This is a genomic window from Pseudomonas sp. IT-P176, from assembly GCF_949767245.1.
Taxonomy (GTDB): domain Bacteria; phylum Pseudomonadota; class Gammaproteobacteria; order Pseudomonadales; family Pseudomonadaceae; genus Aquipseudomonas.
Map to the genome: position 1 here is coordinate 20,833 of NZ_CATKPN010000054.1, position 26,045 is coordinate 46,877.

The window sequence follows — 26,045 nt, forward strand, 5'->3', positions numbered from 1 at the left end:
ACACAGCACTTACTCAAACAAGCAAACTTGTAGGCAAATTCCTTATATGCCAAGGAAACTATCGCGCTAATTAGCTCCCCACCTGCCCCTCCCCCATCAGCCCAATGCAATTCCCACACGAGCCTGGAGCACCGCGACCGCCGCTCCTGGAAAAAACAGCAGATTTCTCCCTCCTGCCATCAGCTCGCTCTACGCCCCAGGCGACATCCCCGCTATACTTGCCGGCTTTTCCTGAATAAATGCCAATAGGGTCCCGCCGCGCATGGATAAGACCTACCAGCCGCACGCCATTGAAACTTCCTGGTACAACACCTGGGAGTCCGAGAACTACTTCGCCCCGCAAGGCGCGGGCGATTCCTACACCATCATGATCCCGCCGCCGAACGTCACCGGCAGCCTGCACATGGGTCACGGTTTCAATAACGCGATCATGGACGCCCTGATCCGTTTCCGCCGCATGCAGGGTCGCAACACCCTGTGGCAACCGGGTACCGACCACGCCGGTATCGCCACCCAGATGCTGGTGGAGCGTCAGCTCGAAGCCAAGGGCCAGAGCCGCCACGACCTGGGCCGTGAGAAATTCCTGGAAAAGATCTGGGAATGGAAAGATGAGTCCGGCGGCAACATCAGCCGGCAGATCCGCCGTCTCGGCTCGTCGGTGGATTGGAGCCGCGAGCGCTTCACCATGGACGACGGTCTCTCGGAAGCGGTCAAGGAAGCGTTCGTGCGCCTGCACGAAGACGGCCTGATCTACCGCGGCAAGCGCCTGGTCAACTGGGACACCAAGCTGCACACGGCGATTTCCGACCTCGAAGTGGAAAACCACGACGAGAAAGGTTTCCTGTGGAACCTCAAGTACCCGCTGGCCGACGGCGCCAAGACCGCTGAAGGCAACGATTACCTGATCGTCGCGACCACTCGCCCGGAAACCATGCTCGGCGACTCCGCCGTGGCCGTGAACCCGAACGATGAACGCTACAAGGCCCTGATCGGCCAATTCGTCGAGCTGCCGCTGGTTGGCCGCCGCATCCCGATCATTGCTGACGATTACTGTGATCCTGAGTTCGGCACCGGCTGCGTGAAAATCACCCCGGCCCACGATTTCAACGACTACGAAGTCGGCAAACGCCACAACCTGCCGCTGCTCAACATCTTCGACAAGAACGCCGCGGTGCTGCCTGCCTGCCAGGTGTTCAACCTCGACGGTACGCTCAACGACAGCATCGACGGCAAGATCCCGGCCGAATACGCCGGCCTCGACCGTTTTGAAGCGCGCAAGCAGATCGTCGCAGCGTTCGACGCCGCCGGCCTGCTGGTCAGCGTTGACGATCACGCCCTGAAAGTGCCCAAGGGCGACCGCTCCGGCACCATCATCGAACCGTGGCTGACCGACCAGTGGTACGTTTCCACCAAGCCACTGGCCGAGCCTGCGATTGCCGCCGTGGAAGACGGCCGCATCCAGTTCGTACCGAAACAGTACGAAAACATGTACTTCTCGTGGATGCGCGACATCCAGGACTGGTGCATCAGCCGTCAGCTGTGGTGGGGCCACCGGATTCCGGCCTGGTACGACGAGTCGGGCAAGGTCTACGTCGGTCGCGACGAAGCCGAAGTGCGCGCCAAGCACAACCTGGGGCCAGATGTTGCCCTGCAGCAGGACAACGACGTCCTCGACACCTGGTTCAGCTCGGGCCTGTGGACCTTCTCCACCCTCGGCTGGCCGCAACAGACCGAGTTCCTCAAGAAGTTCCACTCCACCGACGTACTGGTGACTGGCTTCGACATCATTTTCTTCTGGGTTGCCCGGATGATCATGCTCACCATGCACTTGGTGAAGAACGAGGATGGCACGCCGCAGGTGCCGTTCAAGACCGTGTACGTACATGGCCTGGTGCGCGACGGCCAGGGCCAGAAGATGTCCAAGTCCAAGGGCAACGTCCTTGATCCGCTGGACATCATCGACGGCATCGACCTGGAAACCCTGGTGCAAAAACGCACCAGCGGCCTGATGCAGCCAAAATTGGCGAAAAAGATCGAGAAGCAGACCCGCGACGAGTTCGCCGACGGCATCGCCAGCTACGGCACCGACGCCCTGCGCTTCACCTTCTGCTCGCTGGCGTCCACCGGTCGCGACATCAAGTTCGATATGGGCCGCGTCGAAGGCTATCGCAACTTCTGCAACAAGATCTGGAACGCTGCGCGCTACGTGCTGGACAAGGGCGAGGACTGCGGCCAGAACGGCGAAGCCTACGAGCTGTCGCTGGCCGATCGCTGGATCATCTCCCAGTTGCAACGCACCGAAGCAGAAGTAACCCGCCAACTCGAGCAGTTCCGCTTCGACCTGGCTGCACAGGCCCTGTACGAGTTCATCTGGAACCAGTATTGCGACTGGTACCTGGAACTGTCCAAGCCAGTGCTGTGGGACGAAAACGGCCCGATCGAACGCCAGCGCGGCACCCGTCGCACCCTGGTGCGCGTGCTGGAAGTGGCGCTGCGCCTGGCGCACCCGTTCATGCCGTTCATCACCGAAGAAATCTGGCAGCGCATCGCGCCGCTGGCCGGCATCGACGGTAAGACCATCATGCTGCAACCTTGGCCAGTGGCCAATGAAGCACGCATCGACCAGGCGGCCGAAGACGACATCGAATGGCTCAAGGGCCTGATGCTGGGCACGCGCAACATTCGCGGCGAGATGAACATCGGCCCGGGCAAACCCCTGCCGATCTTCCTGAAGAACGTCAGCGCCGAAGACCAGCGTCGCCTCAGCGAGAACGAAGTCCTGCTGAAAAAGCTGGCCAAGCTGGAATCCATCACCGTGCTGGCAGCCGGCGAAGAAGCGCCATTGTCGGCCACCGCGCTGGTTGGCGAGATGGAAGTGCTGGTGCCGATGGCCGGCCTGATCGACAAGGGTGCGGAACTCGCCCGTCTGGACAAGGAAATCCAGCGCCTGCAAGGTGAAGTGCAGCGTGTCGGCGGCAAGCTGTCCAACGCCGGGTTCGTCGACAAGGCCCCGGCCGAAGTCATCGAGAAAGAACGCGCCAAACTGGCCGAAGCCGAACAGGCTCTGGGCAAGCTGGCCGAGCAACACGCGCGGATTGCCAGCCTGTAACGGCATACCGCTATAAAAAAGGGAGGCCCGCAACGGCCTCCCTTTTTTGTGCCCGCCCCTTCCCCACAAACACCACAACACCCTGTGGGAGCGGGCCTTCCCGCGATGAGGCCCTCACATTCAACATTGATGTGACTGACAGATCGCCATCGCGGGCAAGCCCGCTCCCACAGGGATTCGTGCTGATCTTCACAATTGCATTCACAGCGCCTGGATGTGGGACAATGCCCGTCTCTTTCAGCCACACCCGAATCGACTACGCCCATGACCACCCCCCGCACACCCCGCCCTGCGCGCAAGAAGCCTGATTCCGCGACCCCGGCCAAAGCCGTGGAGCCCCGCGAAAAGGCCAGCCTGCACCCGCGCAACCGCCACCAGGGCCGTTACGACTTCCCGGCGCTGATCAAGACCACGCCGGAACTGGCGCAGTTCGTGATCATCAACCCCTATGGCAAAGAGAGCATCGACTTCGCCAGCCCGGATGCGGTGCGGGTGTTCAACCGGGCATTGCTCAAGTCGTTCTATGGCATCGCCCATTGGGACATCCCGGCCGACTATCTCTGCCCACCGGTGCCGGGACGTGCCGATTACGTGCACTTTCTTGCCGACCTGCTGGCCAGCGTCAACGACGGTGAGATCCCTCGCGGCGCTCCGGTCAAGGTGCTCGACATCGGCATGGGCGCCAACTGCGTTTATCCATTGATCGGCTACAGCGACTACCGCTGGCACTTCCTCGGCTCGGAAATCGATCCGACCGCCGTGGCCGCCGCCAAAGCCATCGTGCAATCCAACGGCCTCAACAAAGCCATCCAGCTGCGTCAGCAAAGCAATCCCAAGCACATCCTGCTGGGCTTGCTGGAGCCGGGCGAACGTTTTGACCTGACCATGTGCAACCCGCCGTTCCATGCATCCATGGACGAGGCGACCAAGGGCAGCGAACGTAAATGGCGCGCCCTGGGCCGTGCCGACCCGAAACGCAAACTGCCGGTACTGAACTTTGGCGGACAGTCCGCCGAGTTGTGGTGTGAAGGTGGTGAAGCGCGGTTCGTGACGCAACTGATCGCCGAAAGCGCGCACTTTCAACACAAGGTGCTGTGGTTCAGTACCCTGGTCTCGAAAGCGTCAAACCTGCCAGTCATCCAGACCGCGCTGAAAAAGGCCGGCGTGCTGGAGAGCCAGGTAGTGGAGATGTCTCAGGGACAAAAGCAAAGCCGCTTTGTCGCCTGGACCTTCCAGACCAAATCCGAGCAACAAGTCTGGCGCGAGCGCTGGGTTCGCAAAAGCTGAGTCTCGCCTGGCACATAACGCCAGGCACAAAAAAGCCGCGCCCGGATTGCTCCGGGGCGCGGCTCTTTTTTATGCGTCTTACTTGTTAACAGCGTCGGTCAGGCCTTTAGCCACAACCAGCTTGATAACTTTCTTGGCAGCGATTTCGATGGCAGCGCCAGTCGAAGGGTTGCGGCCGGTACGGGCAGGACGCTCGGTCACTTTCAGCTTACCGATACCTGGCAGGGTGATTTCACCGCCGTTTTCCAGTTGATCAGCAACGATTTGGCCCAGTTGGTCCAGTGCGTTACGCGCGGTGGTTTTAGGCGCGTCGATAGCTTCAGCGATATCGGCGATCAGTTGGTCTTTAGTAAGAGCCATGTAGTGTTCCTTCCCTATCAAATTCATATGGATTGCAGAGTGCAGTGTCAGCCATCGAGCCCGATCTTCTGGATCTGGCACCCTCGGCTACAACACCGACGGGTCGGGGTTATAGATACCGAAATCAGGGTTTGGTTCGACCTGACAAATGCTGAATGCACGCTTAACGCAGTGACTTCGCGTAAGACCGGGCAAAACTAGCACAGAGACGGGGAAATATCCGCCTCTACCTACCCATTTGGTCAGCTTTATTGCTCTAAATCCGCAAAAAAGCGCATAAGCCCGGCATGACCCGCCTCCCAACCCCGTCGAGCACCGCCAAAACCAACAGGTGCGGTACACTGGGCACTTTTTCGGGGGAGCACGCCCTCCTCCATTCATACAGCCGAGAAGCCCATGCCGATCCGTCATTGCATCGTCCACCTGATCGACAAAAAACCCGACGGCACACCCGCAGTCCTGCACGCCCGCGACTCGGAACTGGCCGAATCCGCCGCCATCGAGAACATGCTCGCCGACCTCAACGAGAGCTACAACGCCAAACAAGGCAAAGCCTGGGGCTTGTTCCACGCCGAGTCCGGTGCACATCCGTTCAGCGGCTGGCTGAAGGAGTACCTCGACGGCGGCAAGGACTTCACCGCGTTCAGCCGAATTGCCGTGGAGCACCTGCAAAAGTTGATGGAGGAGTCCAACCTGTCGACCGGCGGTCACGTCCTGTTCGCCCACTACCAGCAAGGCATGACCGACTACCTGGCCATTGCCCTGCTGCACCACAGTGAAGGCGTGGCCGTGACCGACCAGCTCGACGTGACCCCGTCCCGGCACCTGGACCTGGGCCAGTTGCACCTGGCCGCACGGATCAACATCTCCGAGTGGCAGAACAACAAGCAGTCCAAGCAGTACATCTCGTTCATCAAAGGCAAGAACGGGAAAAAGGTCTCGGAGTACTTCCGCGACTTCATCGGCTGCCAGGAAGGTGTCGACGGCCCGGGTGAAACCCGCACCCTGCTCAAGGCCTTCAGCGACTTCGTCGAAAGCGAAGACCTGCCGGAAGACTCCGCCCGCGAGAAGACCAAGACCCTGGTCGACTACGCCAGCAGCCAGGCCAAGCTGGGTGAACCCATGGGCCTGGAGGAGCTGTCGGAACTGATCGACGAAGAACGCCCAAAAGCCTTCTACGATCATATCCGCAACAAGGACTATGGCCTGTCGCCGGAAATCCCCGCCGACAAACGCACCCTCAACCAGTTCCGCCGTTTCACCGGCCGCGCCGAGGGCCTGTCCATCAGCTTCGAAGCGCACCTGCTGGGCTCGAAGATCGAGTACGACGAAGAAGCCGGCACCCTGGTCATCAAGGGCCTGCCGACCTCCCTCACCGACCAGCTCAAGCGTCGCAACTGATGCTCGCAGGCGCACTGAGGAAGGTCCTGCTGATTGTGCTGGTGCTGGTGGTCTATCAGAACTGGGGCAAGATCGAACGGCTGTTCAACCCTTCGCAGGTGGTCGCCGAGCAGGTCCGGGCCAACGCCCGGGTGGTGCTCTACGCCACCGACTGGTGCGGCTACTGCAAACTGACCCGGCGCTTCCTTGATCAGAAGGGCATACCGTTCAAGGAATACGACATCGAGAAGGATGCCGAGGCGCGCAAGGTCTATGAGGCCCTGGGCGGTCGCGGCATCCCGGTGCTGGACGTGAACGGCACGCTGATTCGCGGCTATGAGCCCGAGGCGATTCTGGCTGCCTTGAAATAGACCAGGTCAAAAAATCGCAGCAGCTCACCTCAGGCTGCGATCTTGACCGCTGCTAGCAAGCCTCGATACGAAAACCAAACCGCGGAAAGTGCACATGCACCACCCCACCGCGCGGGTCTTCGCGGCGCAGGATCAGCTCTTCACTGCCGGCAAACAGCAACTCGCCGGCCACCGGATCAACCCCGTAGTCGGTTGCCGCGATCACCACCTGCTGGCCTGCGGTAAATCCATTCGGTTCGTTGAACGGTTCATCCGGCAGGGCCGCCGGGGTTGAGTCCCGCGCCACCTGCAAGGCTTCTTCTGCGCTCATCTCACTGAATGCACCATGACCGAAACCCAGTACCCGGGTCAGCCAGGCCGAGACTGTCGGATAGGCATCCACCAGGGGCGCAGTGACGGGCGTGCCCTTCAAGAACCACAGCGGATGGGCCAAGGCGAAGTCGGCAATCGAAGGCTCGCCGAACAGGTAGTCGCCATCACGCTGCAGTTGCTGCTCAAGGCGCGCCATGATCGTCGGCCATTGATGACGGGCCTGGTCCGCCGACAGTCGGGTGGCGCTACCACCACTGAACAGTCCGGCGCGGTCGGCGACAAAGGCCTTCACCGCCTCCGGTGATAACCTGGCAAAACGTACCGCTATCGATTCTGGCTGGAACACCAGGCTGACCGCATGCTGGAACACCACCGAGTCGGCCCAGGCGGCGACCGTGGCGCTGACCATTTCCTGACCTTCGGGGAAGAACGCCGGCAGGGCTTTTTGCTGCTCCAGTCGGCGGGCGATCAGCGCGGTGTCGCAATAGATATCGGCACCGATCTGCAGCACCGGCGTACGGCGGTAGCCACCAGTCAAGGCCGTGAGGTCGGGCTTGGGCATCATCGGCGAGATGTTCACCGAGCGCCAGGACAACCCTTTGAAGCCCAGCAACAGCCGCGCCTTTTCTGCGAAAGGAGAAGTCGGGTAATGGTGAAGAATCAACTCTGACATACACAATCCGCCGCTGATGTAAGAAGCCAGCAGCTTAGCGCGCAATCGAATAGCAGCCTACCCATCTGCCTGATGACAACTGATCACTCAGGGTGATAAGTCGCCACCAGGCATTCCTTGGCGCTCTTGCGCAGCTTCTTGATCAGGCGTTCCTGGCGCAACGCTTCGCTCTTGTCGCGGCAGGCCTCGGTATAGACCAACGCCATCGCCGGGCTCGAGAGAAAAAACCGCGCGCCCTTGCCGCTCTGGTGCTTGGCGAAGCGCTTTTGCGGGTCGTCGCTGATGCCGCAATACAACGCGCCATTGGCCGCACGAACGAGGTAGACGAACCAGGGCTTGCTGGCAGGCACCACGGGGTCGACGGGTATGACGGGGGATTGGCTGGGGCTGTTCACGTGACGTTCAGGGCTTGAAGGAAAACAGCTGCCGATCTTATCAGCGACTGGCCTGGAACGCCCTCAAGCCTTTGAGCGCCTGTTTGCGCACGGCATTGCCCACCAGCGGCGTCCAGCCCAGGAGCAGGCCTTTGACACCGAGGGCCTGGCGCGACCAGCGCCACAGATCAAAGGTGTCGTGGTGCTCGCAGATCTTGCCGTCACGCAGGACGAAGCGTGCCTGGATGTCGTTGACCACGGTGTTGCCGGTCTGGCTGAACAGGTAGCGGGCAACCCAGTGCGCACTGCCGCTGCGCTCATCGGCTTGCACGTTGTCGAAGGTCAGGGAAAAGTCCTTGGCCCGGGTGGTGAGCATCCGCCACATGTCAGCGGCATCGCGCCCGCGCAGCACGCCAAAAGCCGGATCACTGAACAGCACATCCTCGCTGTAGCAGGCGCTCATGGCTTCGGCATCCAGGCGCTGAAAGGCTCGATAGAACTCAGTGATCACGGCGCGATTGGCGTCACTCATGGGCAGGCTCCCTGCATGGTCAAAAATGGCTGCGAAAGATACCTGCACGATAGTCTGCAAACCTTGGCAACACTACCGCCATTCGCAGCACAAATACCGCCAGTGCGACGCCGTCACACCCGTTCGCTTTCGACCTGCACGTACCGGGCGCGCCCGGCCCCCAGCCCCGCGATGATCGCGCCCAGGCCAATCACCCCGAAAATCCAGCCCAGCGCGGTCCAGCCTCCGGTCCAGTCGTGCACCAGGCCGACCGCAAATGGGCCCATGGACGCCAGGGTGTAGCCGAACCCCTGGGCCATGCTCGACAGGTTGGCTGCCACATGGGCATCACGCGAGCGCAATACAATCAGGGTCAGCGCCAGGGCGAAGGTTGCGCCCTGCCCCAGGCCCAGCAGGATCGCCCAGCCCCACAAGCCGTCAATCGGCGCGTACAGGCAACCGAACAGCCCGCCCAGGGTCATCAGCATCACCACCACGATCGCCAGGCGCTGGTCCTTGCCCCGCGTAGCCAGCCAGGGGGCGGCCAGGGAACTGGCCAATTGCACAATTACCGAACCCGACAGCACCAACCCGGCCTGGGTCGGCGTCAGGCCGCGGCCGATCAGGATCGACGGCAACCAGCCAAAGACGATATAAGCCAGCGACGATTGCAGGCCCATGTAGAAGGTCACTTGCCAGGCCAGCGGGTCACGCAGCAGCCCGCGCACTCGATACGCGACGTTGTGGGCGCCGTGTTTTTGCCCCACCTGCGGCAGCCAGAAAACCGCAGCAAGCAGTGCCGGAATCACCCAGAACCCCAGGCCCACGGTCCAGTCCTGCCCAAAATGCTCGCTCAAGGGCACCGACGCCCCGGCGGCCATAGCGGCGCCCAGGCACAAGGCCATGGTGTAGACGCCCGTCATGGTGCCGGCGTGCTTGGCAAAATCGCGCTTGACGATCCCCGGCAGCAATACGCCGATCACCCCAATGCTGGCGCCGGCCAGGATGCTCCCGGCAAACAGGCCGATCTCGCCGAAAGAACTGCGCAGGATGATCCCGCCCGCCAGGGTCAGGAGAATCCCCAGCACCACGCGCTCGGCACCAAAACGCCGCGCCAGGATCGGCGCCAAGGGCGCGAACAACCCCAGGCACAACACGGGCAAGGTAGTCAGCAACCCCGCCTGGGCCGCCGACAAGCCAAGGCTCTTCGACACCTCACTGAGCAGCGGCGCCATGCTCGACAGCGCCGGACGCAGGTTCAACGCCACCAGGATCAGCCCCAGCAACAACAGCCAGGGACGAAGCAACAGCGGCTGGCTCTGCTGGACTTGCTCGTCATCAGCCTCGGCATCGATCAGCAGCTCTTCAAGCTCTGCCGAGCGTTTGGGGGAGACCGTATCGCGGGTGTTGGCCGGTTGGCTGGACATGGAATTCTCGGTTTCAAGGCTCATTGATCAACTGCCGGCAAAGGGCCTTGGCCCGCTCTGGATCGCGCTGTTCGACGGCGTCGAGCAAATCGACATGCAAGTCGAACACGGCTTGACGTCTGGGGACGATGTTCAAAGTCTCGCGCAACTGCGCGCCGACAATGCTGGAGAAGTAGCGGTACAGCTCACTGAGGGTCGGGTTGTGCGCGGCATCCACCAAACGGCGGTGAAACACCATGTCGCAGGCGATGTAGCTATCAAGGTCGCCGTGATAGTGGGTACCACTGATTGTCAGCGCCTCACGCAGGGCCACCAGGTCCTCATCGGTCCGCCGCAACGCCGTCAGGCCAATCGCCTCCACTTCAAGAATATGCCGGGTCTCCCGGGCCTGTTCATGGGAGCAACGGGACAAGGCCTTCATCGTATCCAACGGATCGACCACCGCCCGCAGGTAACTGCCGTCACCCTGGCGAATCTCAATCAACCCGGAAAACGCCAGCACCCGCATGGCCTCACGCACCGTATTACGGCTAATCCCCAACTCAGCCGCCAACTCAGGCTCGGTGGGCAGGCGCTGGCCAACCGTCCAACTGCCGGTGTTAATGCGCAGGCGCAGTTGCTCCAAGGCCTGGTCGACCAGGGAACGCTTGATCAGTGGAGAAGTGTCTGTCATTAAATTCGCCCTTTCATCCAATCATAGGATGAATTTTTTTGACATGTTAGTCAGCTTGACTGGGTAGAGCAATGAGGATGTTGGTTGCGGGGGGCCGGACGTCAGGGGTAAAGCCTTTGGTTGCTTGGGGTCGGGCGGCGTTCGGGCGAAAAAAAACCCGGAACAAGTCCGGGTTCATCTCACTCAGCAACCCCAATCAATGCAAAATCTGACTCAAGAACAACTTGGTCCGCTCATTCTGCGGATTGTCGAAAAAGTCATTCGGCGCCGCCTGCTCAACAATCTCCCCCTTGTCCATAAAGATCACCCGATTCGCCACCGTCCGCGCAAAACCCATCTCATGGGTCACACAGAGCATGGTCATGCCGTCTTCAGCCAAACCGATCATGGTATCGAGCACTTCCTTGACCATCTCCGGATCGAGCGCCGACGTCGGTTCGTCGAACAGCATGATCTTCGGCTTCATGCACAGCGCCCGGGCAATCGCTACCCGCTGCTGCTGGCCACCCGACAGTTGCCCTGGATACTTGTGCGCCTGCTCCGGAATGCGTACGCGCTCCAGATAGTGCATGGCAATCTCCTCAGCCTTGCGCTTGGGCATCTTGCGCACCCACATCGGCGCCAGGGTGCAGTTCTGTAAAATCGTCAGGTGTGGAAACAGATTGAAGTGCTGGAACACCATGCCGACTTCACGGCGCACCGTTTCAATCTGCTTGAGGTCATTGGTCAACTCCACGCCATCGACCACGATCCGCCCTTGCTGATGCTCTTCCAGGCGGTTGAGACAGCGAATGGTGGTCGACTTGCCGGACCCCGAAGGCCCGCACAGGACAATCCGCTCGCCCTGCTTGACGTTGAGGTTGATGTCTTTCAACACATGGAACTGGCCGTACCACTTGTTCACGCCCTGCATCTGAATAATGCCTTCAGGGCTCACCGGCTGTTTGCTTGCTTCGCTCATTACAGAACTCCTAACGCTTGTGGCCAGTGTCGAGCTTGCGTTCCAGGTGCATGGAATAGCGCGACATACCAAAACAGAAAATCCAGAACACCAGAGCCGCGAACACGTAGCCCTCAGTGGCCATGCCCAACCATTTCGGGTCGGCGGCGGCTTGCTTGACGCTGTTGAGCAAGTCGAACAGGCCGATGATGATCACCAGGCTGGTGTCCTTGAACAACGCAATGAAAGTGTTGACGATACCGGGGATCACCAGCTTCAAGGCTTGCGGCAGGATCACCAGGCCCATGCTGCGCCAGTACCCCAGGCCCATCGCGGCAGCCGCTTCGTACTGTCCCTTGGGAATCGCTTGCAGGCCGCCACGCACCACTTCGGCGACGTAGGCCGACTGGAACAGGATCACCCCGATCAGCGCCCGCAGCAGCTTGTCGAAGTTCATGCCCTCGGGCAGGAACAACGGCAACATCACCGAGGACATGAACAGCACCGTGATCAATGGCACGCCGCGCCAGAACTCGATGAAGGTCACGCAGACCACCCGAATCGCCGGCATGTTCGAGCGCCGGCCCAGGGCCAGGATGATGCCCAGCGGCAGCGCTCCGGCAATCCCGACCGTGGCGATCACCAGGGTCAGCATCAGGCCGCCCCATTGGCTCGTCGCCACTTGGCTCAAGCCGAAAACGCCGCCATGCAACAGGCACCAGGCAATGATCGGGTACAGCACCAGGAAGCTCAGCCCATACACTGCTTTGCGCGGGAAGCGCGAGATGAACAGCGGTGCCACGCCGATGACCGCCAGCCACACGGTCAGGTCCACGCGCCAGCGCATGTCCACCGGGTAGTAGCCATACATGAACTGGCCAAAGCGCTGCTGGATGAACACCCAGCAGGCGCCGTCCTTGGTGCAGTCGGCCTGGCTGGTACCGACCCAGTTGGCGTCGATGATCGCCCACTGCAGGATCGGCGGCACCACCAGGTAGATCAGGTAGAACGCGAACAGCGTCAGCAGGGTGTTGAGCCAGCTGGAGAACATGTTGGCGCGCATCCACGCCACCACGCCGATGCTGCTGCTCGGCGGTGGCATGTCCGGTTTGAAAGTATGAGTACTCATGCGCTATTCCTTACCGCTCGATCAGCGCAATGCGCTTGTTGTACCAGTTCATCAGCAAGGAAATGCTGATGCTGATCGCCAGGTACACGCTCATGGTGATGGCAATCACCTCGATCGCCTGCCCGGTCTGGTTCAGCACCGTGCCGGCAAACAGCGAGACCATTTCCGGGTAACCGATACCGGCCGCCAGCGAGGAGTTCTTCGCCAGGTTGAGGTATTGGCTGGTCAGCGGCGGAATGATCACCCGCAACGCCTGGGGAATGATCACCTTGCGCAGGGTCGGGCCGTTGCGCAAACCGAGGGAGTGCGCCGCCTCGGTCTGGCCGTGGCTGACCGACTTGATGCCCGAACGCACGATCTCGGCGATAAACGCCGCGGTGTACACGGTCAGGGCCAGGGTCAGTGCCAGCAGTTCCGGGATCAGCACCCAGCCGCCGACAAAGTTGAAGCCTTGCAGCTTGGGCAACTCCCAGTGCAGCGGTGTGCCGAAGATCACCGCACAGAGCGCCGGGATCAGCAGGAACAGCGCCAGGCCCACCCAGAATTTATGAAACGGTACACCGGTCGCCTCGAAGCGCTTGGTCGCCCAGCGGTTCATCAGCACAATCGCCACAATGGCTACGCCGATGCTGGCGACAAACGGCCAGAAACCGTCCGCCTTCAACGCGGCCGGCATGTTCAAGCCGCGGCTGCTGACGAAGAAGGTGTCGCCGAAGTTATGGCTGTTGCGTGGCCCCGGCATGGTCAGGAACACCGCGAAGTACCAGAACAGGATCTGCAGCAACGGCGGAATGTTGCGGAAGACTTCCACGTACACAGTCGCCAGCTTGGCAATGATCCAGTTCTTCGAAAGCCGTGATACGCCGACGATAAACCCCAGGATCGTCGCCAGGATCACGCCAATGAAGGTCACCAACAAGGTGTTGAGCAGGCCGATGACAAACACCCGGGCATAACTGTCCGATTCGGTGTAGTCGATCAGGGTTTGCGCGATACCGAAACCGGCACTGCGCTCAAGAAAATCGAAGCCGGAGGTAATACCCCGGTGTTGCAGGTTGGTCTGCGTGTTGTCGAACAGATACCAGCCCATCGAGACCACCGCCACAATGGTGATGATCTGGAATAGCCACGCACGCACTTTTGGATCGCTGAGGCTGAGCCTCTGCTTTGGTGCGCCGATAGAATTTTGCATGGAGTGCCCCAGAAATAATGGTACAGAACATCACCCGGTGGTTGGCCCACCGGGTGATAGAACCATCAGCGCACTGGTGGTGCGTATTGAATGCCGCCGTTGTTCCACAGAGCGTTCAGCCCGCGGTCGATTTCCAGTGGAGTGCCCTTGCCGAGGTTTTTCTCGAACACTTCACCGTAGTTGCCGACTTGCTTGACGATCTGCACGACCCAGTCTTTCGGCAGCTTCAGGTCCTTACCGTATTCACCGTCCGCCCCGAGCATACGAGCGACATCCGGGTTCTTGGTGGACTTGGCTTCGGCTTCGACGTTTTTCGAAGTAATGCCGGCCTCTTCAGCGTTGAGCATGGCGTAGCCTGTCCAGCGGATCACGGCCAGCCACTCGTCATCGCCATTACGCACGACAGGGCCCAGTGGCTCCTTGGAAATGGTTTCCGGCAGAACCACGTAGTCCTTCGGTGCGGCCAGCTTGCTGCGCTGGGCGAACAGCTGGGACTTGTCCGAGGTCAGCACGTCGCAACGACCGGATTCCAGCGACTTGGCGCTTTCGTCGGAGGTGTCGAAGGTGATCGGCGTGTATTTCAGGCCGTTGCCGCGGAAGTAATCGGAAACGTTCAGCTCGGTCGTGGTACCGGCTTGAATGCAGATGGTCGCGCCGTCCAGTTCCTTGGCACTCTTGACGCCCAGCTTGTTGTTTACCAGGAAGCCGATGCCGTCGTAGTAGGTGATGAAGCCAGGAAACTTCAGGCCCATGCCCGCGTCGCGGGAGCTGGTCATGGTGGTGTTGCGCGACAGGATGTCAATTTCACCGGACTGCAGCGCGGTGAAGCGTTCCTTGGCGTTCAACTGACTGAACTTCACTTTGGTTGCGTCGCCGAATACCGCGGCGGCCACCGCGCGACAGAAGTCGGCATCAATACCGAGGATCTTGCCGGTGGAATCCGGTACCGAGAAACCCGGCAGACCGTCACTGACGCCGCACTGTACGAAACCCTTCTTCTGCACTGCATCCAGGGTTGCACCCGCCTGAGCGAACCCGCTGACACCGAGTACTGCGGCCGCAGTCATCACTGCCAGGGTGGATTTCAACATCTTCATTCAAACCTCCAGTTTTGCTCTTGTTGTGTCGGAGCTTGAGTCCTGCCGCACCCTTATGAGGCGCTGTTGACCCGTGTTGGCTTGTTTTAGGGTCAAGCGGCGTAAGACCTTAGCTATGAGTCTAGTAGGAGAAAATCCACATCATGGAAAACTCACTGCTCACCAATCGGCCGAACGGGCTGTAGCCCTTTCTTGTCTGCCAAGCCCGTAGCGGCCATTGGCGAACGTCCATCACCGGATTTTTTGCTCTCCCGCGGCGGGCGGTTGCCTGATAGTGTTACCGCCAAGCGTAGGATCGCACGTACAGGTTTTCCCATAGCAAGGCCCGTACCACACCGGGCGCTAAAGCGATTCAGCCGCAGGTCAAGAGCAAAACTTGCAACCTTGCGACAACTTCTTAACTGATCGACCCGCCGTGCACTTTGAGCTCGCACTCAAAGCGGGCGAACGCACAACAATGGAGCAGCCATGAACCATCCCTTGATTCTTGAACCCGTCAAGACCGCAGATGCTTGTGTCATCTGGCTCCACGGCCTGGGCGCCGACCGCTACGACTTCCTGCCCGTGGCCGAAGCCCTGCAGGAAACCCTGCAGACCACGCGCTTCGTCCTGCCCCAGGCGCCGACCCGCGCAGTGACCATCAACGGTGGTTACGAGATGCCCAGCTGGTACGACATTCTGGCCATGAGTCCGGCCCGGGCAATCGACCGCGAGCAACTGGAAGCGTCGGCGCAACGCATCATCGATTTGATCGAAGAGCAGCGCGCGGGCGGAATAGACCCTTCGCGGATTTTTCTCGCGGGTTTTTCCCAGGGTGGCGCGGTGGTCCTGCACAGCACCTTCCTCAAGTGGCAGGGTCCACTGGGTGGCGTACTTGCCCTCTCCACTTATGCGCCCACCTTCACTGACGAACTCGAGCTATCCGCCAGCCAGCAACGTATTCCGGTGCTGTGCCTGCACGGCCAGTACGATGAGGTGGTGCAAAACGCCATGGGCCGCAGCGCCTACGAGTACTTGAAGACCCGTGGTGTCACCGTGACATGGCAGGAATACCCAATGGGGCATGAAGTGTTACCCGAAGAAATTCGTGATATTGGCGCCTGGCTCGCCGAGCGTTTGCGCTAATCCACCCACATCTATGTAGCAGTGTGACCAACGCACTACGCCGCGCCCGATTCTTGCATTACACTGGCCGGCGTACATTCCTTAACCAATTGATGAGATGACCGTGCTCAAAGCACTCAAGAAAATGTTCGGTAAAAGCGAGGCTGAGCAGCTCGCGCCCAGCTCCAGCGCACCCTCCCCAACCACCAGCCACCGCACCGACGGTCATCAGCCTGGTCGGACCGCAGCTGTCGCGGCACCGCAGAACGAGCCAGTGAACACACCGGCCACCGACGTTGCCCCGCCAAAAGCGCGCAGCGAAACCCCGAAGCCGCGTCGCGAACGCGCGCCAAAACCACCGGTCGTGGCCTGGAAACTCGAAGACTTCGTCGTCGAACCCCAGGAAGGCAAGACCCGTTTCCACGACTTCAAGCTAGCCCCGGAGCTGATGCACGCCATCCAGGACCTGGGCTTCCCGTACTGCACGCCGATCCAGGCGCAGGTATTGGGCTTCACCCTGGCCGGCAAAGACGCCATCGGCCGCGCACAAACCGGCACCGGCAAGACCGCCGCGTTCCTGGTCTCGATCATCACCCAGTTGCTGCAGACCCCACCGCCCAAAGAGCGCTACATGGGTGAGCCACGGGCACTGATCATCGCGCCGACCCGTGAACTGGTGGTGCAGATCGCCAAGGACGCCGCCGACCTGACCAAGTACACCGGCCTCAACGTCATGACCTTTGTCGGCGGCATGGACTTCGACAAGCAGCTCAAGCACCTCGAAGCCCGGCACTGCGACATCCTGGTCGCCACCCCAGGCCGCCTGCTGGACTTCAACCAGCGCGGCGACGTGCACCTGGACATGGTCGAAGTAATGGTGCTGGACGAAGCGGACCGGATGCTCGACATGGGTTTCATCCCACAAGTGCGCCAGATCATTCGCCAGACCCCACCGAAAAGCGAACGCCAAACCCTGCTGTTCTCGGCCACCTTCACCGAAGACGTGATGAACCTGGCCAAGCAATGGACCACCGACCCGTCCATCGTCGAGATCGAAGCCGAGAACGTTGCCAGCGAAAACGTCGAACAGCACATCTACGCCGTTGCCGGTGCCGATAAGTACAAGCTGCTCTACAACCTGGTGACCGACAACGGCTGGGAGCGGGTGATGGTCTTCGCCAACCGCAAGGACGAAGTGCGGCGCATCGAAGAACGCCTGGTCCGCGACGGCGTCAACGCTGCCCAACTGTCGGGCGACGTGCCGCAGCACAAGCGCATCAAGACCCTGGAAGGTTTTCGCGAGGGCAAGATCCGCGTCCTGGTGGCCACCGATGTCGCCGGCCGCGGGATTCACATCGACGGCATCAGCCACGTGATCAACTTCACCCTGCCGGAAGTGCCGGACGATTACGTGCACCGCATTGGCCGGACCGGTCGTGCAGGCGCCGAGGGCGTCTCCATCAGCTTTGCCGGTGAAGATGACTCCTACCAGCTACCGTCCATCGAGGCGCTGCTGGGCCGCAAGATCAGTTGCGAAACCCCGTCGACCCATCTGCTGCGCCCGGTAGAGCGTAAGCGCCCGTAAGTTCGGGTCGCCACACCCCAAGCGCAGCCGATCACGGACTGCGCTTTTTTTACGCCTGGATATTGCCAACAAGAACAATAAGTCCACAATGGACAAATTAGTTCACACGCAAATCCACGGAGCCTGCGCATGCCCCCTTCCCCTTTTGTGATCGACCAAGCCCAGGCTCGCGAACTGCTGGCGCAGGTTGACGTGCCGCAGATCCTGCGCAAATTGTTCCGTGACCTGGCAGCCGGCCAGGCCGTGCAACCGGCCCAGCAACTGGTGGAGTTCCCCCAGGGTGCCGGGGACTTCATCAATTACCTCGGGGTGTTGGCCGAAGATGCTGTCTATGGGGTGAAAACCTCGCCCTACATCGTGCGTGCGCAAGGCGGCGCGCTGGTGACCGCCTGGACCCTGCTGATGTCGATGCGCACCGGCCAGCCTCTGCTGCTGTGCGATGCCGGCGAACTGACCACCGCGCGCACCGCCGCCACCACGGCCGTAGCAGTGGACGCCCTGGCCCGGCCGGATGCCACTCGCCTGGTGATCATCGGCAGCGGCCCAGTAGCCCAAGCGCACCTGCACTACGCCCGGCAACTGCGTGAATGGCACAGCATCAGTCTCTATTCGCCAAGCCTGGCGACGCGTGATCCAGCAGCTCTGGCGCAATGGATGGCCATGGACTCGCGCCTGCAGATCCAGGACAGCCTGGCGGCGGCGCTCGAGGAGGCCGATGTGATCATGCTCTGCACCTCCTCCGCCGGCCCGGTGATCGACCCACTGAGCTTGCGCAAGCCCGCCTTGATCACCTCCATCAGTACCAACGCGGTGCGCGCCCACGAAGTCCCGCCGCACAGCCTCGGCCAGATGCAGGTGTATTGCGACTACCGTCGGACCACTCCAGACGCTGCCGGGGAAATGTTGATCGCCCGCGAACAACACGACTGGAACCCGGCGGCGATCGTCGGCGACCTGGCGCAACTGCTCAGCGGCCAGACACCACGCCCGACGTACGAGCGCCACGTGTTCTTCCGCTCCATCGGCCTGGGCCTGGAAGACATCGCGTTGGCCAATGCCATCTACCACCTGCTCAACTGACCCAAATCCCTGTAGGAGCGAGCTTGCTCGCTCCTACAAGGGACAGGTGTTTACGCCTTTAAGGACACGTTCATGACCCAGGCAGACTTCATCATCATCGGCGGCGGTATTGCCGGGGCTTCCACCGGTTTCTGGCTGTCGCCCCACGGCCGGGTCATCGTGCTCGAGCGCGAATCCCACCCGGCCTACCATTCCACCGGGCGTTCCGCGGCGCTGTACACCGCCGCGTATGGCACCCCGCAAGTACGCGCGCTGACCCAGGCCAGCCGGGAATTCTTCGATGCCCCGCCAGCAGGCTTCTGCGAACACCCGCTGCTCACCCCTCGAGGCGAGATGACCGTGGACTTCACCGGCGACCCGGATGAGCTGCGCAACCAATACCTCAGTGCCAAGGCCACCGTGCCGCAGATGCAGTTGCTCAGCGCCGACGAGGCCCTGGCGCGCCTGCCGATCCTGCGCCGGGACAAGGTCTTTGGCGCAATCTACGACCCGACCGCCACCGACATCGACACCGATGCCCTGCACCAGGGTTACCTGCGGGGCATCCGCCGCAACCAGGGACAAGTGCACACCGATTGCGAAGTGCTGGGCCTGAACCGTGATCCCCAAGGGCTGTGGCACGTGCAGACCGCCGGCCAGACGTTCAGCGCGCCGATCATCATCAATGCCGCCGGCGCCTGGGCCGACCATCTCGGTGCAATGGCCGGCGCCCGGCCGCTGGGGCTGATTCCCAAACGGCGCGCGGCGTTTATTTTCGAAGGCCCCAAGGACCTTGATTGCCACGCCTGGCCGATGCTGGTGAGCCTCGACGAGTCCTTCTACATGAAACCCGATGCCGGGATGTTCCTCGGCTCGCCGGCCAACGCCGACCCGGTAGAGCCCCACGACGTGCAGCCGGAAGAACTGGACATCGCCATGGGCATCTACCAGATCGAAGAGGCCACCACCCTGACCATCCGCCGCCCGACCCGTACTTGGGCCGGCCTGCGCAGCTTTGTCAGCGATGGCGACCTGGTCAGCGGCTTCGACCCGCAAGTACCCGGGCTGTTCTGGGTTGCCGCCCAGGGCGGTTACGGCATCCAGACTTCGCCCGCCATGGGCCAGGCCAGCGCGGCGCTGGTCCGCGGAGAGGCGCTGCCGCCGGCACTGCAACACTTTGGCCTCAGCGCCAGCATGCTCTCCCCTTCGCGCCTGGGTTGAGCCGGCGCCGGGGTGACGTTCGAACCCGATTGCGGCAAACTTCCAGCGCCCCGGCTCACGGGGCGCCGATTGCCTGGAGCAGCACCGATGACCCCACCTCTACAAGACCCTGCACTGGATAACTTCCGGGCAATCGCCGACGCCATTGCCACGCTGTTTTTCCCCCACGCCGAGGTGGTGCTGCACGACCTGCGCACACAGAAAATCGACTACATCGCCAACAACCTGTCCAAGCGTGAAATCGGCGGCGATGCGGCGCTCGAAGACATGCTCAGCGAGGACATCAGCGAGCGCAACATCGGCCCCTACGAGAAGCTCAATTGGGATGGCCAGAAAATCCGCAGCCTGAGCAGTGTCCTGCGCGACAGCAACGGCCATCCGATGGCCGTGCTGTGCATCAATCTGAACATTTCGCTGTTCGAGAACGCCAAGGCAGCACTGGACCTGTTCCTGTCACCGAGCAAACTGATCCCACAGCCGGATTCACTGTTTCGCGATGACTGGCAGGAGCGCATCAACACCTTCCTGCACAACTGGCTGCGGGAACGACAACTGGGCCTGAGCGTGTTGACCCGCGAGCACAAGCGCGAACTGGTGCTGGCCCTGCATGCCGAAGGCGCCTTCAAGGGCAAAAGCGCCTCCAACTATGTGGCCAATGTGCTGAACATGGGACGGGCGACGGTGTACAAGCACCTGAAGGAATTGAAGGCCGTGCACGGCTGAACCGCGGACAGGCACTGGCGGCTTGCCAGCGAAGCACGCGAGGATGCCGTGTTGAATCAGGCTTGGCGCGTCATCGTTGACGACCATCGCGAGCAAGCTCGCTCCTACAAACACCCCCGCATGCACCGATCAAACCTGTGGGAGCGAGCCGGGCGGCGCTCCGCTTGCTCGCGATAGCAGTTAATCAATCGCCGTAGATGTCCGACTTGAAGTACTTCTGGGAAATCTGCTGGTATTCGCCATTGGCGCGAATGCCGTCGATGGCCTTGTTCAACTCGGCGACCAGTTCGCTGTTGCCCTTGCGCACCGCAATCCCGGCGCCCTCACCGACGTATTTCGGATCCTTGAGTTCTGGCCCGACGAACGCATAACCCTTGCCACGCGGCATCGACAGGAAATCGCTCAACGGAATGGTGTCGGCGAAAATACCGTCCAGACGACCGGCGGCCAGGTCCATGTAGATTTCTTCGTTGTTGCTGTAGCGCTTGACCAGCACACCCTTGGGCTCCAGCACTTCAGTGGCAAAACGATCAGTGGTGGTGGCGCGCTGAACCCCCAGGGTCTTGCCCTTGAGGCTGGCGTACTGGTCATCCACCACGGCACCGTCCTTCATCACAAACCGCGACGAGGTGAAGTAGTACTTGTGGCTGAAATCCACCGACTTCTTGCGGTCTTCGTTGATGGTCATGGACGACAGGGCCGCGTCGATTTTCTTCACCTTGAGGGAAGGAATCAGCCCATCGAATTCACCCTCGACCCACTCGCACTTGACCTGCATCTGCGCGCACAGCGCATTGCCAATTTCATAGTCAAAACCGGTGATCGTGCCTTCGGAGGTTTTCGAGGCGAACGGCGGGTATGCCGCTTCAATGCCCAGGCGCAGGGTTTTCTCAGCCGCGAACAACGGGCTGCACGCCAACAGACTGAGGGCCAGACCACTGATGAGGGGAAGCTTCTTCATGTTGATTTTCTCGCGAGTTGTTGTTGGTTTGGCAAGAGGAAGAGAAGCAATTGCACGCTCAAGGCTTGAAGCCTCAAGCGGTTTTTTATACTTATAATTCCATACTGGACTTTTATGTATTAGTCGTCAATCAGGCGTACAGAGGTATCTCGGCCATTGGTCGAGTGGGGGATATCAAGCGTTGGAGGTTACGGTTTCCAGCGATCCGCCGCCGCGTGATCGCTGTCACGCCCGTCCACCCAGCGCGGGCCGTCACTGGTCAGTTCTTTTTTCCAGAACGGCGCGCGGGTCTTCAGGTAGTCCATGACAAAGGCGCAGGCGTCGAACGCCGCCTGGCGGTGGGCGCTGGCGGCGCCGACAAACACGATCGGCTCGCCCGGCTGCAATGCTCCGATGCGGTGCAGCACTTCTAGCTTGAGCAACGGCCAACGCTGCTCGGCCTCCTCGGCAATCTTGCCCAGCGCCTTCTGCGTCATGCCCGGGTAGTGTTCCAGGAACATCCCGGCCACATCGAGGCCGTCGTTGAAGTCACGCACGTAGCCGACAAAACTCACCACCGCGCCCACGCCGACATTGGCGGCATGCATCGCGTTGACTTCAGCGCCCGGATCGAAGGGCGAAGCCTGCACGCGAATCGCCATGACTCAGCCTCCGGTCACAGTGGGAAAAAATGCCAGCTCATCGCCATCGCCGACCGGTTCATCCAGTTGGCATAGCTCTTCGTTACGCGCACACATCAGGTTCTGCTCGCTCAGCACCTCGGCGCCGTCACGTTGCGCCAGCAGCGCCCGGACATCGTCGACCGTGGCGAAATCGCCCTCTACCTGCACCGAATCCACGCCCAGGGCTTCGCGGTAACGGGCAAAAAACTTCACGGTGAGATTCATTGCCCGGCCACCTGATAGTGCCCGCTCTTGCCACCCAGCTTCTCCAGCAGGCGCACACTCTCGATGACCATGCCCCGGTCCACGGCCTTGCACATGTCATAGATGGTCAGCGCCGCGATGCTGGCGGCGGTCAGGGCTTCCATTTCCACCCCGGTCTGCCCGGCCAGCTTGCAACGCGCGGTGATGCGCACAGCATCGACCCCTTCGGCACTGAGCTCGACCTTGACCCCGGTCAGCATCAGCGGATGGCACAGCGGGATCAGGTCGGAGGTTTTTTTCGCTGCCTGGATTCCGGCAATACGGGCCACGGCGAACACATCGCCCTTGGGATGGCCACCGCTGACAATCATTTGCAGGGTTTCGGGAAGCATGCGCACCAGCGCTTCGGCCGTGGCCTCACGGGACGTCACGGCTTTTTCGGTGACGTCGACCATATTGGCGCGACCTTGGGAATCGAGATGAGTCAGCACGGGGTTACTCCTGATCAGGAGCGCCGATTGTAAACCCGCGGGTCAATTTTCCGCACGCTTGAATATCAGGGACGCGGCGGGCCATAAAAAACGGGCGGCTGTTGGGCCGCCCGTGTTTGCCGAGGATGTTACAGATGGGATTCGGCGTATTCGGCCAGAATCGAACGTGGCACCCCTTGCAGGGTGATGTGCACACCGTTGGGGAAGTCCTTGAAGCGTTCGGTCAGGTACGTCAGCCCGGAGCTGGTCGCGGACAGGTAAGGGGTATCGATCTGCGCCAGGTTACCCAGGCACACCACTTTGGAACCGGCACCGGCACGGGTGATGATGGTTTTCATCTGGTGCGGCGTGAGGTTCTGGCATTCGTCGATCAGGATCAGGCTCTGCTGGAAGCTGCGACCGCGGATGTAGTTGAGGGATTTGAACTGCAAAGGCACTTTGCTGAGGATGTAGTCGACGCTGCCATGGGTGCTTTCGTCATCCATGTGCAAGGCTTCGAGGTTATCGGTGATGGCGCCAAGCCAAGGTTCCATTTTTTCCGCTTCGGTACCCGGCAGGAAGCCGATCTCCTGGTCCAGCCCCTGCACGCTGCGGGTGGCGATAATGCGCCGGTAGCGCTTGCTGACCATGGTCTGCTCGATAGCCGCGGCCAGGGCCAGGATGGTTTTACCGGAACCGGCAGCGCCCGACAGGTTGACCAGGTGGATGTCCGGGTCCAGCAAGGCGTACAGCGCCAGGCTCTGGTAGATGTCGCGAGGTTTCAGGCCCCAGGCTTCCTGGTGCAACAGGGGTTCCTGATGCAGGTCGAGGATCAGCAGCTTGTCGACCTGGATTTCCTTGATCCAGCCGACAAATCCCTGCTCGTCGATGATGAATTCGTTGATGTGCACCGCCGGCAGGTTGTCGATCAACTGCACCTGGTGCCAGGTGCGGCCGTGGTCCTGACGGGTTTCGACCTTGCTCACGCGGTCCCAGAAGGAGCCGGTCATGTTGTGATAACCGTTGGGCAGCAACGACACGTCATCAACCAGTTGGTCGGTGCTGTAGTCCTCTGCCGCGATCCCGCAGGCCCGGGCCTTGAGGCGCATGTTGATGTCTTTGGTGACCAGCACCACCGGCAACTCCGGTTCGCGCGCGTGCAGGTCGATCAACTGGTTGATGATGATGTTGTCGTTCAGGTGCTCGGGCAGAACGATGTTCGGTTCGGTACGCTTGCTCATCAGAATCGACAGCAGCCCCTTGGGCCCGCTTTTTCCACGCTGGATCGGCACACCCAGTTCAACGTCTTCAGGGGATGCGTCGCCCAGGGTCTTGTCGATCAGGCGAATGGCCTGGCGGCATTCGGCGGCAACGCTGTGATGGCCACTCTTGAGCTTGTCCAGCTCTTCAAGGACGGTCATCGGGATGGCAACGTGGTGCTCTTCAAAGTTCAGCAACGCGTTGGGATCGTGAATCAATACGTTGGTATCGAGTACATAAAGGATTGGCTGGTTGGAAGAAGAACTACGTCCGTGATCATCCATACTCGGTCACCTTTGTGGGAGCCAGTCGACGCAATACCGTGACAGTTCTGCGCCTCGAAGTGGCCACCGAGTCCACTTGACGTGCGCCTACGGCACGACTCAAGTGAACTGCACACAAGGGGTCTTGGAAGACGCCACCTGTGTTGCAGGTTTCGGCGGTCTGTCTTCGTAATACTCCAAAACCCATGACAGAAAAAAGCACTTTGATGCTTTTTTGAAGTTTATTTTTTTACCCGATAAATACCGCTTGGCGCATGGCACCGGCACCGTTAAAGTCGGAAGTCCGCCTGCATCGAATTGCCCCTGAAAATCGGCCGAAAGCCAATGATTCCGGGCTTTTACCTTTTCAACGAAATGCCTGCCGACACTCCTCCCAGCCAATCCCGCTTTGCGCCGTTCGCGCCAACAGCCAAGGCAGCGCCGTTTTCACCCCATCCTGCCGGGTGTTGAAATTGATCACCCCATGGCGCCATAGCAGCATCAGGGTCAAGACCCGCTGTGCACTCTGCTCCCCCGTCAGTTGCCGGGTGCTGTCGGCCGGATCGATGTCCCACAGCGCCACCTGCAGCCCCTGGGCCTGGAAAAACCCCGCGCCATCGGCGCGCCGTTGTCCATTGGGTGGGCGGAACAGCGGCACGAAGTTATCCGGCAGCCGCTTCTTCACCAATTCGATGCTGCGTGTCACCGAGTACTGCCAGTCCTGCCAGTGGCTGTGGGAACGGAACTGCCACCCCTGGACCCCGACGCACTGGCCCGCGTAAAGCCTTTGCAACTGGGCGACCGACTGTTGCGCCAGGCGGCCCTGGATATCACTGCCCAAGACAAAGAACAGCCCGGACAGATTGGCCTTGCGCAGGTACTCGGTCAGCCAGGCAGTGTGATCCGGCACCCGATTGGCGCCGCTGTCGAAACTCAGGACAAACAGCCGGTCATGCAGGGGCTCGCCATTACGCTCGTAGTCGCCAAACAGCTCGACTTCACTGCTCGTCTGGGGCAGCAACGCGGCCTTGCGCAATTGTTCGTCCAGGTAGCGCTGGTGAAACTCCCGGCTCGGCTCGGCCCAACGGGTATAAAAGGAGTCCGGCCCAAGTTCGAACTTGGCGGCCTGCTGGCGCAATGTCTCGCGGTCCTCGACCAGGAAACAGAAGGAGGCATCCTGGTCGCAGCTTTGCTCGGCGAACCCGTAGTTGGCCAGCAAGCGCACCCACATCCGCTCGCGCAGGGCATTGATCGCCTCGAGATTGATCATGCGCAAGCCCAGGCGCTGCTTCAGGGCCGGCTCGTCGAGCCCTTCACTGTCGAGCAGAGCCCGAGAGAACGCGAGGATCTCCGCCCGTGAGGCGACATCGAACAGGGTCGGGCTGGTCAGTTGCTCTGGCCAGGTGCTGCGATCGAGGGTGGCCGGTTCGTTGGGCGCGGCAAGCACGCCCGCACTGAACAGCCAGGCGCCAAACAGTAAAGCGATACGCAAAGGGACGTCTCCGTTGCAAAACCCCGCGGCACTATAGCCCATCCGCACCTTGCCTCCCCTCCTTCTGCGGGAGCAAGGCTTGCCCGCGATTGGCATAGGTATCGACACAACGTTGTTGCGGCCTGTGGCGAGGGAGCTTGCTTGCGTGGCGGCCGCTGGGGTGTTGGATTGGGCCCAGTACATATCCATTTCTGTGGTAACGGCCA

Annotated in this window: 25 protein-coding genes; 9 read left to right on the forward strand and 16 right to left on the reverse strand. The window is 60.9% G+C overall.

What is annotated here, in order from left to right:
* Nucleotides 1-262: 262 nt before the first annotated feature.
* Entirely contained in the window at nucleotides 263-3,109 is a 2,847-nt protein-coding gene (locus ACM6IP_RS15990) for a valine--tRNA ligase (RefSeq protein WP_414861847.1), read from the forward strand.
* A gap of 264 nt (nucleotides 3,110-3,373) precedes the next feature.
* Complete coding sequence (rlmF, locus tag ACM6IP_RS15995; RefSeq protein WP_095171203.1) at nucleotides 3,374-4,396, forward strand: 23S rRNA (adenine(1618)-N(6))-methyltransferase RlmF; 1,023 nt, start codon at nucleotides 3,374-3,376, stop codon at nucleotides 4,394-4,396.
* Between the two features lie 78 nt (nucleotides 4,397-4,474).
* On the opposite strand, the gene ACM6IP_RS16000 is transcribed toward rlmF, so the two are convergent.
* Entirely contained in the window at nucleotides 4,475-4,756 is a 282-nt protein-coding gene (locus tag ACM6IP_RS16000) for an HU family DNA-binding protein (RefSeq protein ID WP_007905514.1), read from the reverse strand.
* A 396-nt stretch (nucleotides 4,757-5,152) separates the two neighbouring features.
* On the opposite strand from ACM6IP_RS16000, the gene yejK reads away from it, so the two are divergent.
* Both yejK and ACM6IP_RS16010 read left to right on the forward strand, forming a co-directional pair.
* On the forward strand, nucleotides 5,153-6,157 hold the full coding sequence (yejK, locus tag ACM6IP_RS16005; protein ID WP_095171205.1) for a nucleoid-associated protein YejK: 1,005 nt from the start codon (nucleotides 5,153-5,155) through the stop codon (nucleotides 6,155-6,157).
* A complete protein-coding gene (locus ACM6IP_RS16010) occupies nucleotides 6,157-6,507 on the forward strand; it encodes a glutaredoxin family protein (protein WP_159993921.1) in 351 nt (116 codons plus the stop codon). Before yejK ends, ACM6IP_RS16010 begins: the two co-directional genes overlap by 1 nt.
* A gap of 52 nt (nucleotides 6,508-6,559) precedes the next feature.
* Here the strand turns inward: ACM6IP_RS16010 and ACM6IP_RS16015 are convergent, their stop codons facing one another.
* The 9 genes from ACM6IP_RS16015 to ACM6IP_RS16055 all read right to left on the reverse strand — a co-directional run bounded on the left by ACM6IP_RS16015 (nucleotide 6,560) and on the right by ACM6IP_RS16055 (nucleotide 14,835).
* Nucleotides 6,560-7,492 (reverse strand): glutathione S-transferase family protein, encoded by a 933-nt coding sequence (locus tag ACM6IP_RS16015; protein WP_095171208.1) that lies wholly within the window; start codon nucleotides 7,490-7,492, stop codon nucleotides 6,560-6,562.
* Between the two features lie 83 nt (nucleotides 7,493-7,575).
* Entirely contained in the window at nucleotides 7,576-7,887 is a 312-nt protein-coding gene (locus ACM6IP_RS16020) for a GIY-YIG nuclease family protein (RefSeq protein ID WP_095171210.1), read from the reverse strand.
* A 40-nt stretch (nucleotides 7,888-7,927) separates the two neighbouring features.
* The gene (locus ACM6IP_RS16025; protein ID WP_414861848.1) at nucleotides 7,928-8,398 is read right to left on the reverse strand and encodes a nuclear transport factor 2 family protein; all 471 of its coding nucleotides are present in this window, start codon (nucleotides 8,396-8,398) and stop codon (nucleotides 7,928-7,930) included.
* A gap of 113 nt (nucleotides 8,399-8,511) precedes the next feature.
* Nucleotides 8,512-9,828: a CynX/NimT family MFS transporter gene (locus tag ACM6IP_RS16030; RefSeq protein ID WP_414861849.1), complete on the reverse strand. Its 1,317-nt coding sequence runs from the start codon at nucleotides 9,826-9,828 to the stop codon at nucleotides 8,512-8,514.
* A complete protein-coding gene (locus tag ACM6IP_RS16035; RefSeq protein ID WP_414861850.1) occupies nucleotides 9,818-10,477 on the reverse strand; it encodes a FadR/GntR family transcriptional regulator in 660 nt (219 codons plus the stop codon). Before ACM6IP_RS16035 ends, ACM6IP_RS16030 begins: the two co-directional genes overlap by 11 nt.
* Nucleotides 10,478-10,673: 196 nt before the next feature.
* Nucleotides 10,674-11,438: an amino acid ABC transporter ATP-binding protein gene (locus tag ACM6IP_RS16040; RefSeq protein ID WP_095171217.1), complete on the reverse strand. Its 765-nt coding sequence runs from the start codon at nucleotides 11,436-11,438 to the stop codon at nucleotides 10,674-10,676.
* 10 nt (nucleotides 11,439-11,448) lie between these two features.
* Nucleotides 11,449-12,546 (reverse strand): amino acid ABC transporter permease, encoded by a 1,098-nt coding sequence (locus tag ACM6IP_RS16045; RefSeq protein ID WP_095171219.1) that lies wholly within the window; start codon nucleotides 12,544-12,546, stop codon nucleotides 11,449-11,451.
* Nucleotides 12,547-12,556: 10 nt separating this feature from the next.
* On the reverse strand, nucleotides 12,557-13,738 hold the full coding sequence (locus tag ACM6IP_RS16050) for an amino acid ABC transporter permease (protein WP_414861851.1): 1,182 nt from the start codon (nucleotides 13,736-13,738) through the stop codon (nucleotides 12,557-12,559).
* Between the two features lie 65 nt (nucleotides 13,739-13,803).
* Nucleotides 13,804-14,835 carry an amino acid ABC transporter substrate-binding protein gene (locus ACM6IP_RS16055; RefSeq protein ID WP_095171222.1) on the reverse strand — a complete coding sequence of 344 codons (1,032 nt, stop codon included), beginning with the start codon at nucleotides 14,833-14,835 and terminating at the stop codon, nucleotides 13,804-13,806.
* A gap of 468 nt (nucleotides 14,836-15,303) precedes the next feature.
* Between ACM6IP_RS16055 and ACM6IP_RS16060 the strand changes: the two genes are divergently transcribed.
* The 5 genes from ACM6IP_RS16060 (at nucleotide 15,304) to ACM6IP_RS16080 (ending at nucleotide 20,527) form a co-directional block, all read left to right on the forward strand.
* Complete coding sequence (locus ACM6IP_RS16060) at nucleotides 15,304-15,960, forward strand: alpha/beta hydrolase (RefSeq protein ID WP_159993909.1); 657 nt, start codon at nucleotides 15,304-15,306, stop codon at nucleotides 15,958-15,960.
* A 97-nt stretch (nucleotides 15,961-16,057) separates the two neighbouring features.
* On the forward strand, nucleotides 16,058-17,524 hold the full coding sequence (gene rhlB, locus ACM6IP_RS16065) for an ATP-dependent RNA helicase RhlB (RefSeq protein ID WP_095171225.1): 1,467 nt from the start codon (nucleotides 16,058-16,060) through the stop codon (nucleotides 17,522-17,524).
* 129 nt (nucleotides 17,525-17,653) lie between these two features.
* On the forward strand, nucleotides 17,654-18,604 hold the full coding sequence (locus ACM6IP_RS16070; protein WP_414861852.1) for an ornithine cyclodeaminase family protein: 951 nt from the start codon (nucleotides 17,654-17,656) through the stop codon (nucleotides 18,602-18,604).
* Between the two features lie 72 nt (nucleotides 18,605-18,676).
* Complete coding sequence (locus tag ACM6IP_RS16075; protein WP_414861853.1) at nucleotides 18,677-19,804, forward strand: NAD(P)/FAD-dependent oxidoreductase; 1,128 nt, start codon at nucleotides 18,677-18,679, stop codon at nucleotides 19,802-19,804.
* Nucleotides 19,805-19,891: 87 nt separating this feature from the next.
* Nucleotides 19,892-20,527 (forward strand): transcriptional regulator, encoded by a 636-nt coding sequence (locus ACM6IP_RS16080; RefSeq protein WP_095171231.1) that lies wholly within the window; start codon nucleotides 19,892-19,894, stop codon nucleotides 20,525-20,527.
* A 184-nt stretch (nucleotides 20,528-20,711) separates the two neighbouring features.
* Here the strand turns inward: ACM6IP_RS16080 and ACM6IP_RS16085 are convergent, their stop codons facing one another.
* The 6 genes from ACM6IP_RS16085 to ACM6IP_RS16110 all read right to left on the reverse strand — a co-directional run bounded on the left by ACM6IP_RS16085 (nucleotide 20,712) and on the right by ACM6IP_RS16110 (nucleotide 25,839).
* Nucleotides 20,712-21,488, reverse strand: coding sequence for an ABC transporter substrate-binding protein (locus tag ACM6IP_RS16085; protein ID WP_414861854.1), 777 nt, complete (start codon nucleotides 21,486-21,488; stop codon nucleotides 20,712-20,714).
* Nucleotides 21,489-21,676: 188 nt separating this feature from the next.
* A complete protein-coding gene (gene moaE / locus ACM6IP_RS16090) occupies nucleotides 21,677-22,129 on the reverse strand; it encodes a molybdopterin synthase catalytic subunit MoaE (protein ID WP_095171234.1) in 453 nt (150 codons plus the stop codon).
* 3 nt (nucleotides 22,130-22,132) lie between these two features.
* Entirely contained in the window at nucleotides 22,133-22,375 is a 243-nt protein-coding gene (locus tag ACM6IP_RS16095; RefSeq protein WP_095171236.1) for a MoaD/ThiS family protein, read from the reverse strand.
* A complete protein-coding gene (gene moaC / locus ACM6IP_RS16100; RefSeq protein WP_095171238.1) occupies nucleotides 22,372-22,845 on the reverse strand; it encodes a cyclic pyranopterin monophosphate synthase MoaC in 474 nt (157 codons plus the stop codon). Before moaC ends, ACM6IP_RS16095 begins: the two co-directional genes overlap by 4 nt.
* Before the next feature lie 128 nt (nucleotides 22,846-22,973).
* A complete protein-coding gene (locus tag ACM6IP_RS16105) occupies nucleotides 22,974-24,368 on the reverse strand; it encodes a PhoH family protein (RefSeq protein WP_095171240.1) in 1,395 nt (464 codons plus the stop codon).
* A 346-nt stretch (nucleotides 24,369-24,714) separates the two neighbouring features.
* Nucleotides 24,715-25,839, reverse strand: coding sequence for a polysaccharide deacetylase family protein (locus ACM6IP_RS16110; RefSeq protein WP_414861855.1), 1,125 nt, complete (start codon nucleotides 25,837-25,839; stop codon nucleotides 24,715-24,717).
* Between the last annotated feature and the right edge of the window lie 206 nt (nucleotides 25,840-26,045).

Excerpts from the sequence above, each read along its gene's own strand:
- ACM6IP_RS15990 (WP_414861847.1), top strand. The coding sequence starts at position 263 with ATGGATAAGACCTACCAGCCGCACGCCATTGAAACTTCCTGGTACAAC.
- rlmF (WP_095171203.1), top strand. The coding sequence starts at position 3,374 with ATGACCACCCCCCGCACACCCCGCCCTGCGCGCAAGAAGCCTGATTCC.
- ACM6IP_RS16000 (WP_007905514.1), bottom strand. The coding sequence starts at position 4,756 with ATGGCTCTTACTAAAGACCAACTGATCGCCGATATCGCTGAAGCTATC.
- yejK (WP_095171205.1), top strand. The coding sequence starts at position 5,153 with ATGCCGATCCGTCATTGCATCGTCCACCTGATCGACAAAAAACCCGAC.
- ACM6IP_RS16010 (WP_159993921.1), top strand. The coding sequence starts at position 6,157 with ATGCTCGCAGGCGCACTGAGGAAGGTCCTGCTGATTGTGCTGGTGCTG.
- ACM6IP_RS16015 (WP_095171208.1), bottom strand. The coding sequence starts at position 7,492 with ATGTCAGAGTTGATTCTTCACCATTACCCGACTTCTCCTTTCGCAGAA.
- ACM6IP_RS16025 (WP_414861848.1), bottom strand. The coding sequence starts at position 8,398 with ATGAGTGACGCCAATCGCGCCGTGATCACTGAGTTCTATCGAGCCTTT.
- ACM6IP_RS16030 (WP_414861849.1), bottom strand. The coding sequence starts at position 9,828 with ATGAGCCTTGAAACCGAGAATTCCATGTCCAGCCAACCGGCCAACACC.
- ACM6IP_RS16035 (WP_414861850.1), bottom strand. The coding sequence starts at position 10,477 with ATGACAGACACTTCTCCACTGATCAAGCGTTCCCTGGTCGACCAGGCC.
- ACM6IP_RS16040 (WP_095171217.1), bottom strand. The coding sequence starts at position 11,438 with ATGAGCGAAGCAAGCAAACAGCCGGTGAGCCCTGAAGGCATTATTCAG.
- ACM6IP_RS16045 (WP_095171219.1), bottom strand. The coding sequence starts at position 12,546 with ATGAGTACTCATACTTTCAAACCGGACATGCCACCGCCGAGCAGCAGC.
- ACM6IP_RS16050 (WP_414861851.1), bottom strand. The coding sequence starts at position 13,738 with ATGCAAAATTCTATCGGCGCACCAAAGCAGAGGCTCAGCCTCAGCGAT.
- ACM6IP_RS16055 (WP_095171222.1), bottom strand. The coding sequence starts at position 14,835 with ATGAAGATGTTGAAATCCACCCTGGCAGTGATGACTGCGGCCGCAGTA.
- ACM6IP_RS16060 (WP_159993909.1), top strand. The coding sequence starts at position 15,304 with ATGAACCATCCCTTGATTCTTGAACCCGTCAAGACCGCAGATGCTTGT.
- rhlB (WP_095171225.1), top strand. The coding sequence starts at position 16,058 with ATGACCGTGCTCAAAGCACTCAAGAAAATGTTCGGTAAAAGCGAGGCT.
- ACM6IP_RS16070 (WP_414861852.1), top strand. The coding sequence starts at position 17,654 with ATGCCCCCTTCCCCTTTTGTGATCGACCAAGCCCAGGCTCGCGAACTG.
- ACM6IP_RS16075 (WP_414861853.1), top strand. The coding sequence starts at position 18,677 with ATGACCCAGGCAGACTTCATCATCATCGGCGGCGGTATTGCCGGGGCT.
- ACM6IP_RS16080 (WP_095171231.1), top strand. The coding sequence starts at position 19,892 with ATGACCCCACCTCTACAAGACCCTGCACTGGATAACTTCCGGGCAATC.
- ACM6IP_RS16085 (WP_414861854.1), bottom strand. The coding sequence starts at position 21,488 with ATGAAGAAGCTTCCCCTCATCAGTGGTCTGGCCCTCAGTCTGTTGGCG.
- moaE (WP_095171234.1), bottom strand. The coding sequence starts at position 22,129 with ATGGCGATTCGCGTGCAGGCTTCGCCCTTCGATCCGGGCGCTGAAGTC.
- ACM6IP_RS16095 (WP_095171236.1), bottom strand. The coding sequence starts at position 22,375 with ATGAATCTCACCGTGAAGTTTTTTGCCCGTTACCGCGAAGCCCTGGGC.
- ACM6IP_RS16105 (WP_095171240.1), bottom strand. The coding sequence starts at position 24,368 with ATGGATGATCACGGACGTAGTTCTTCTTCCAACCAGCCAATCCTTTAT.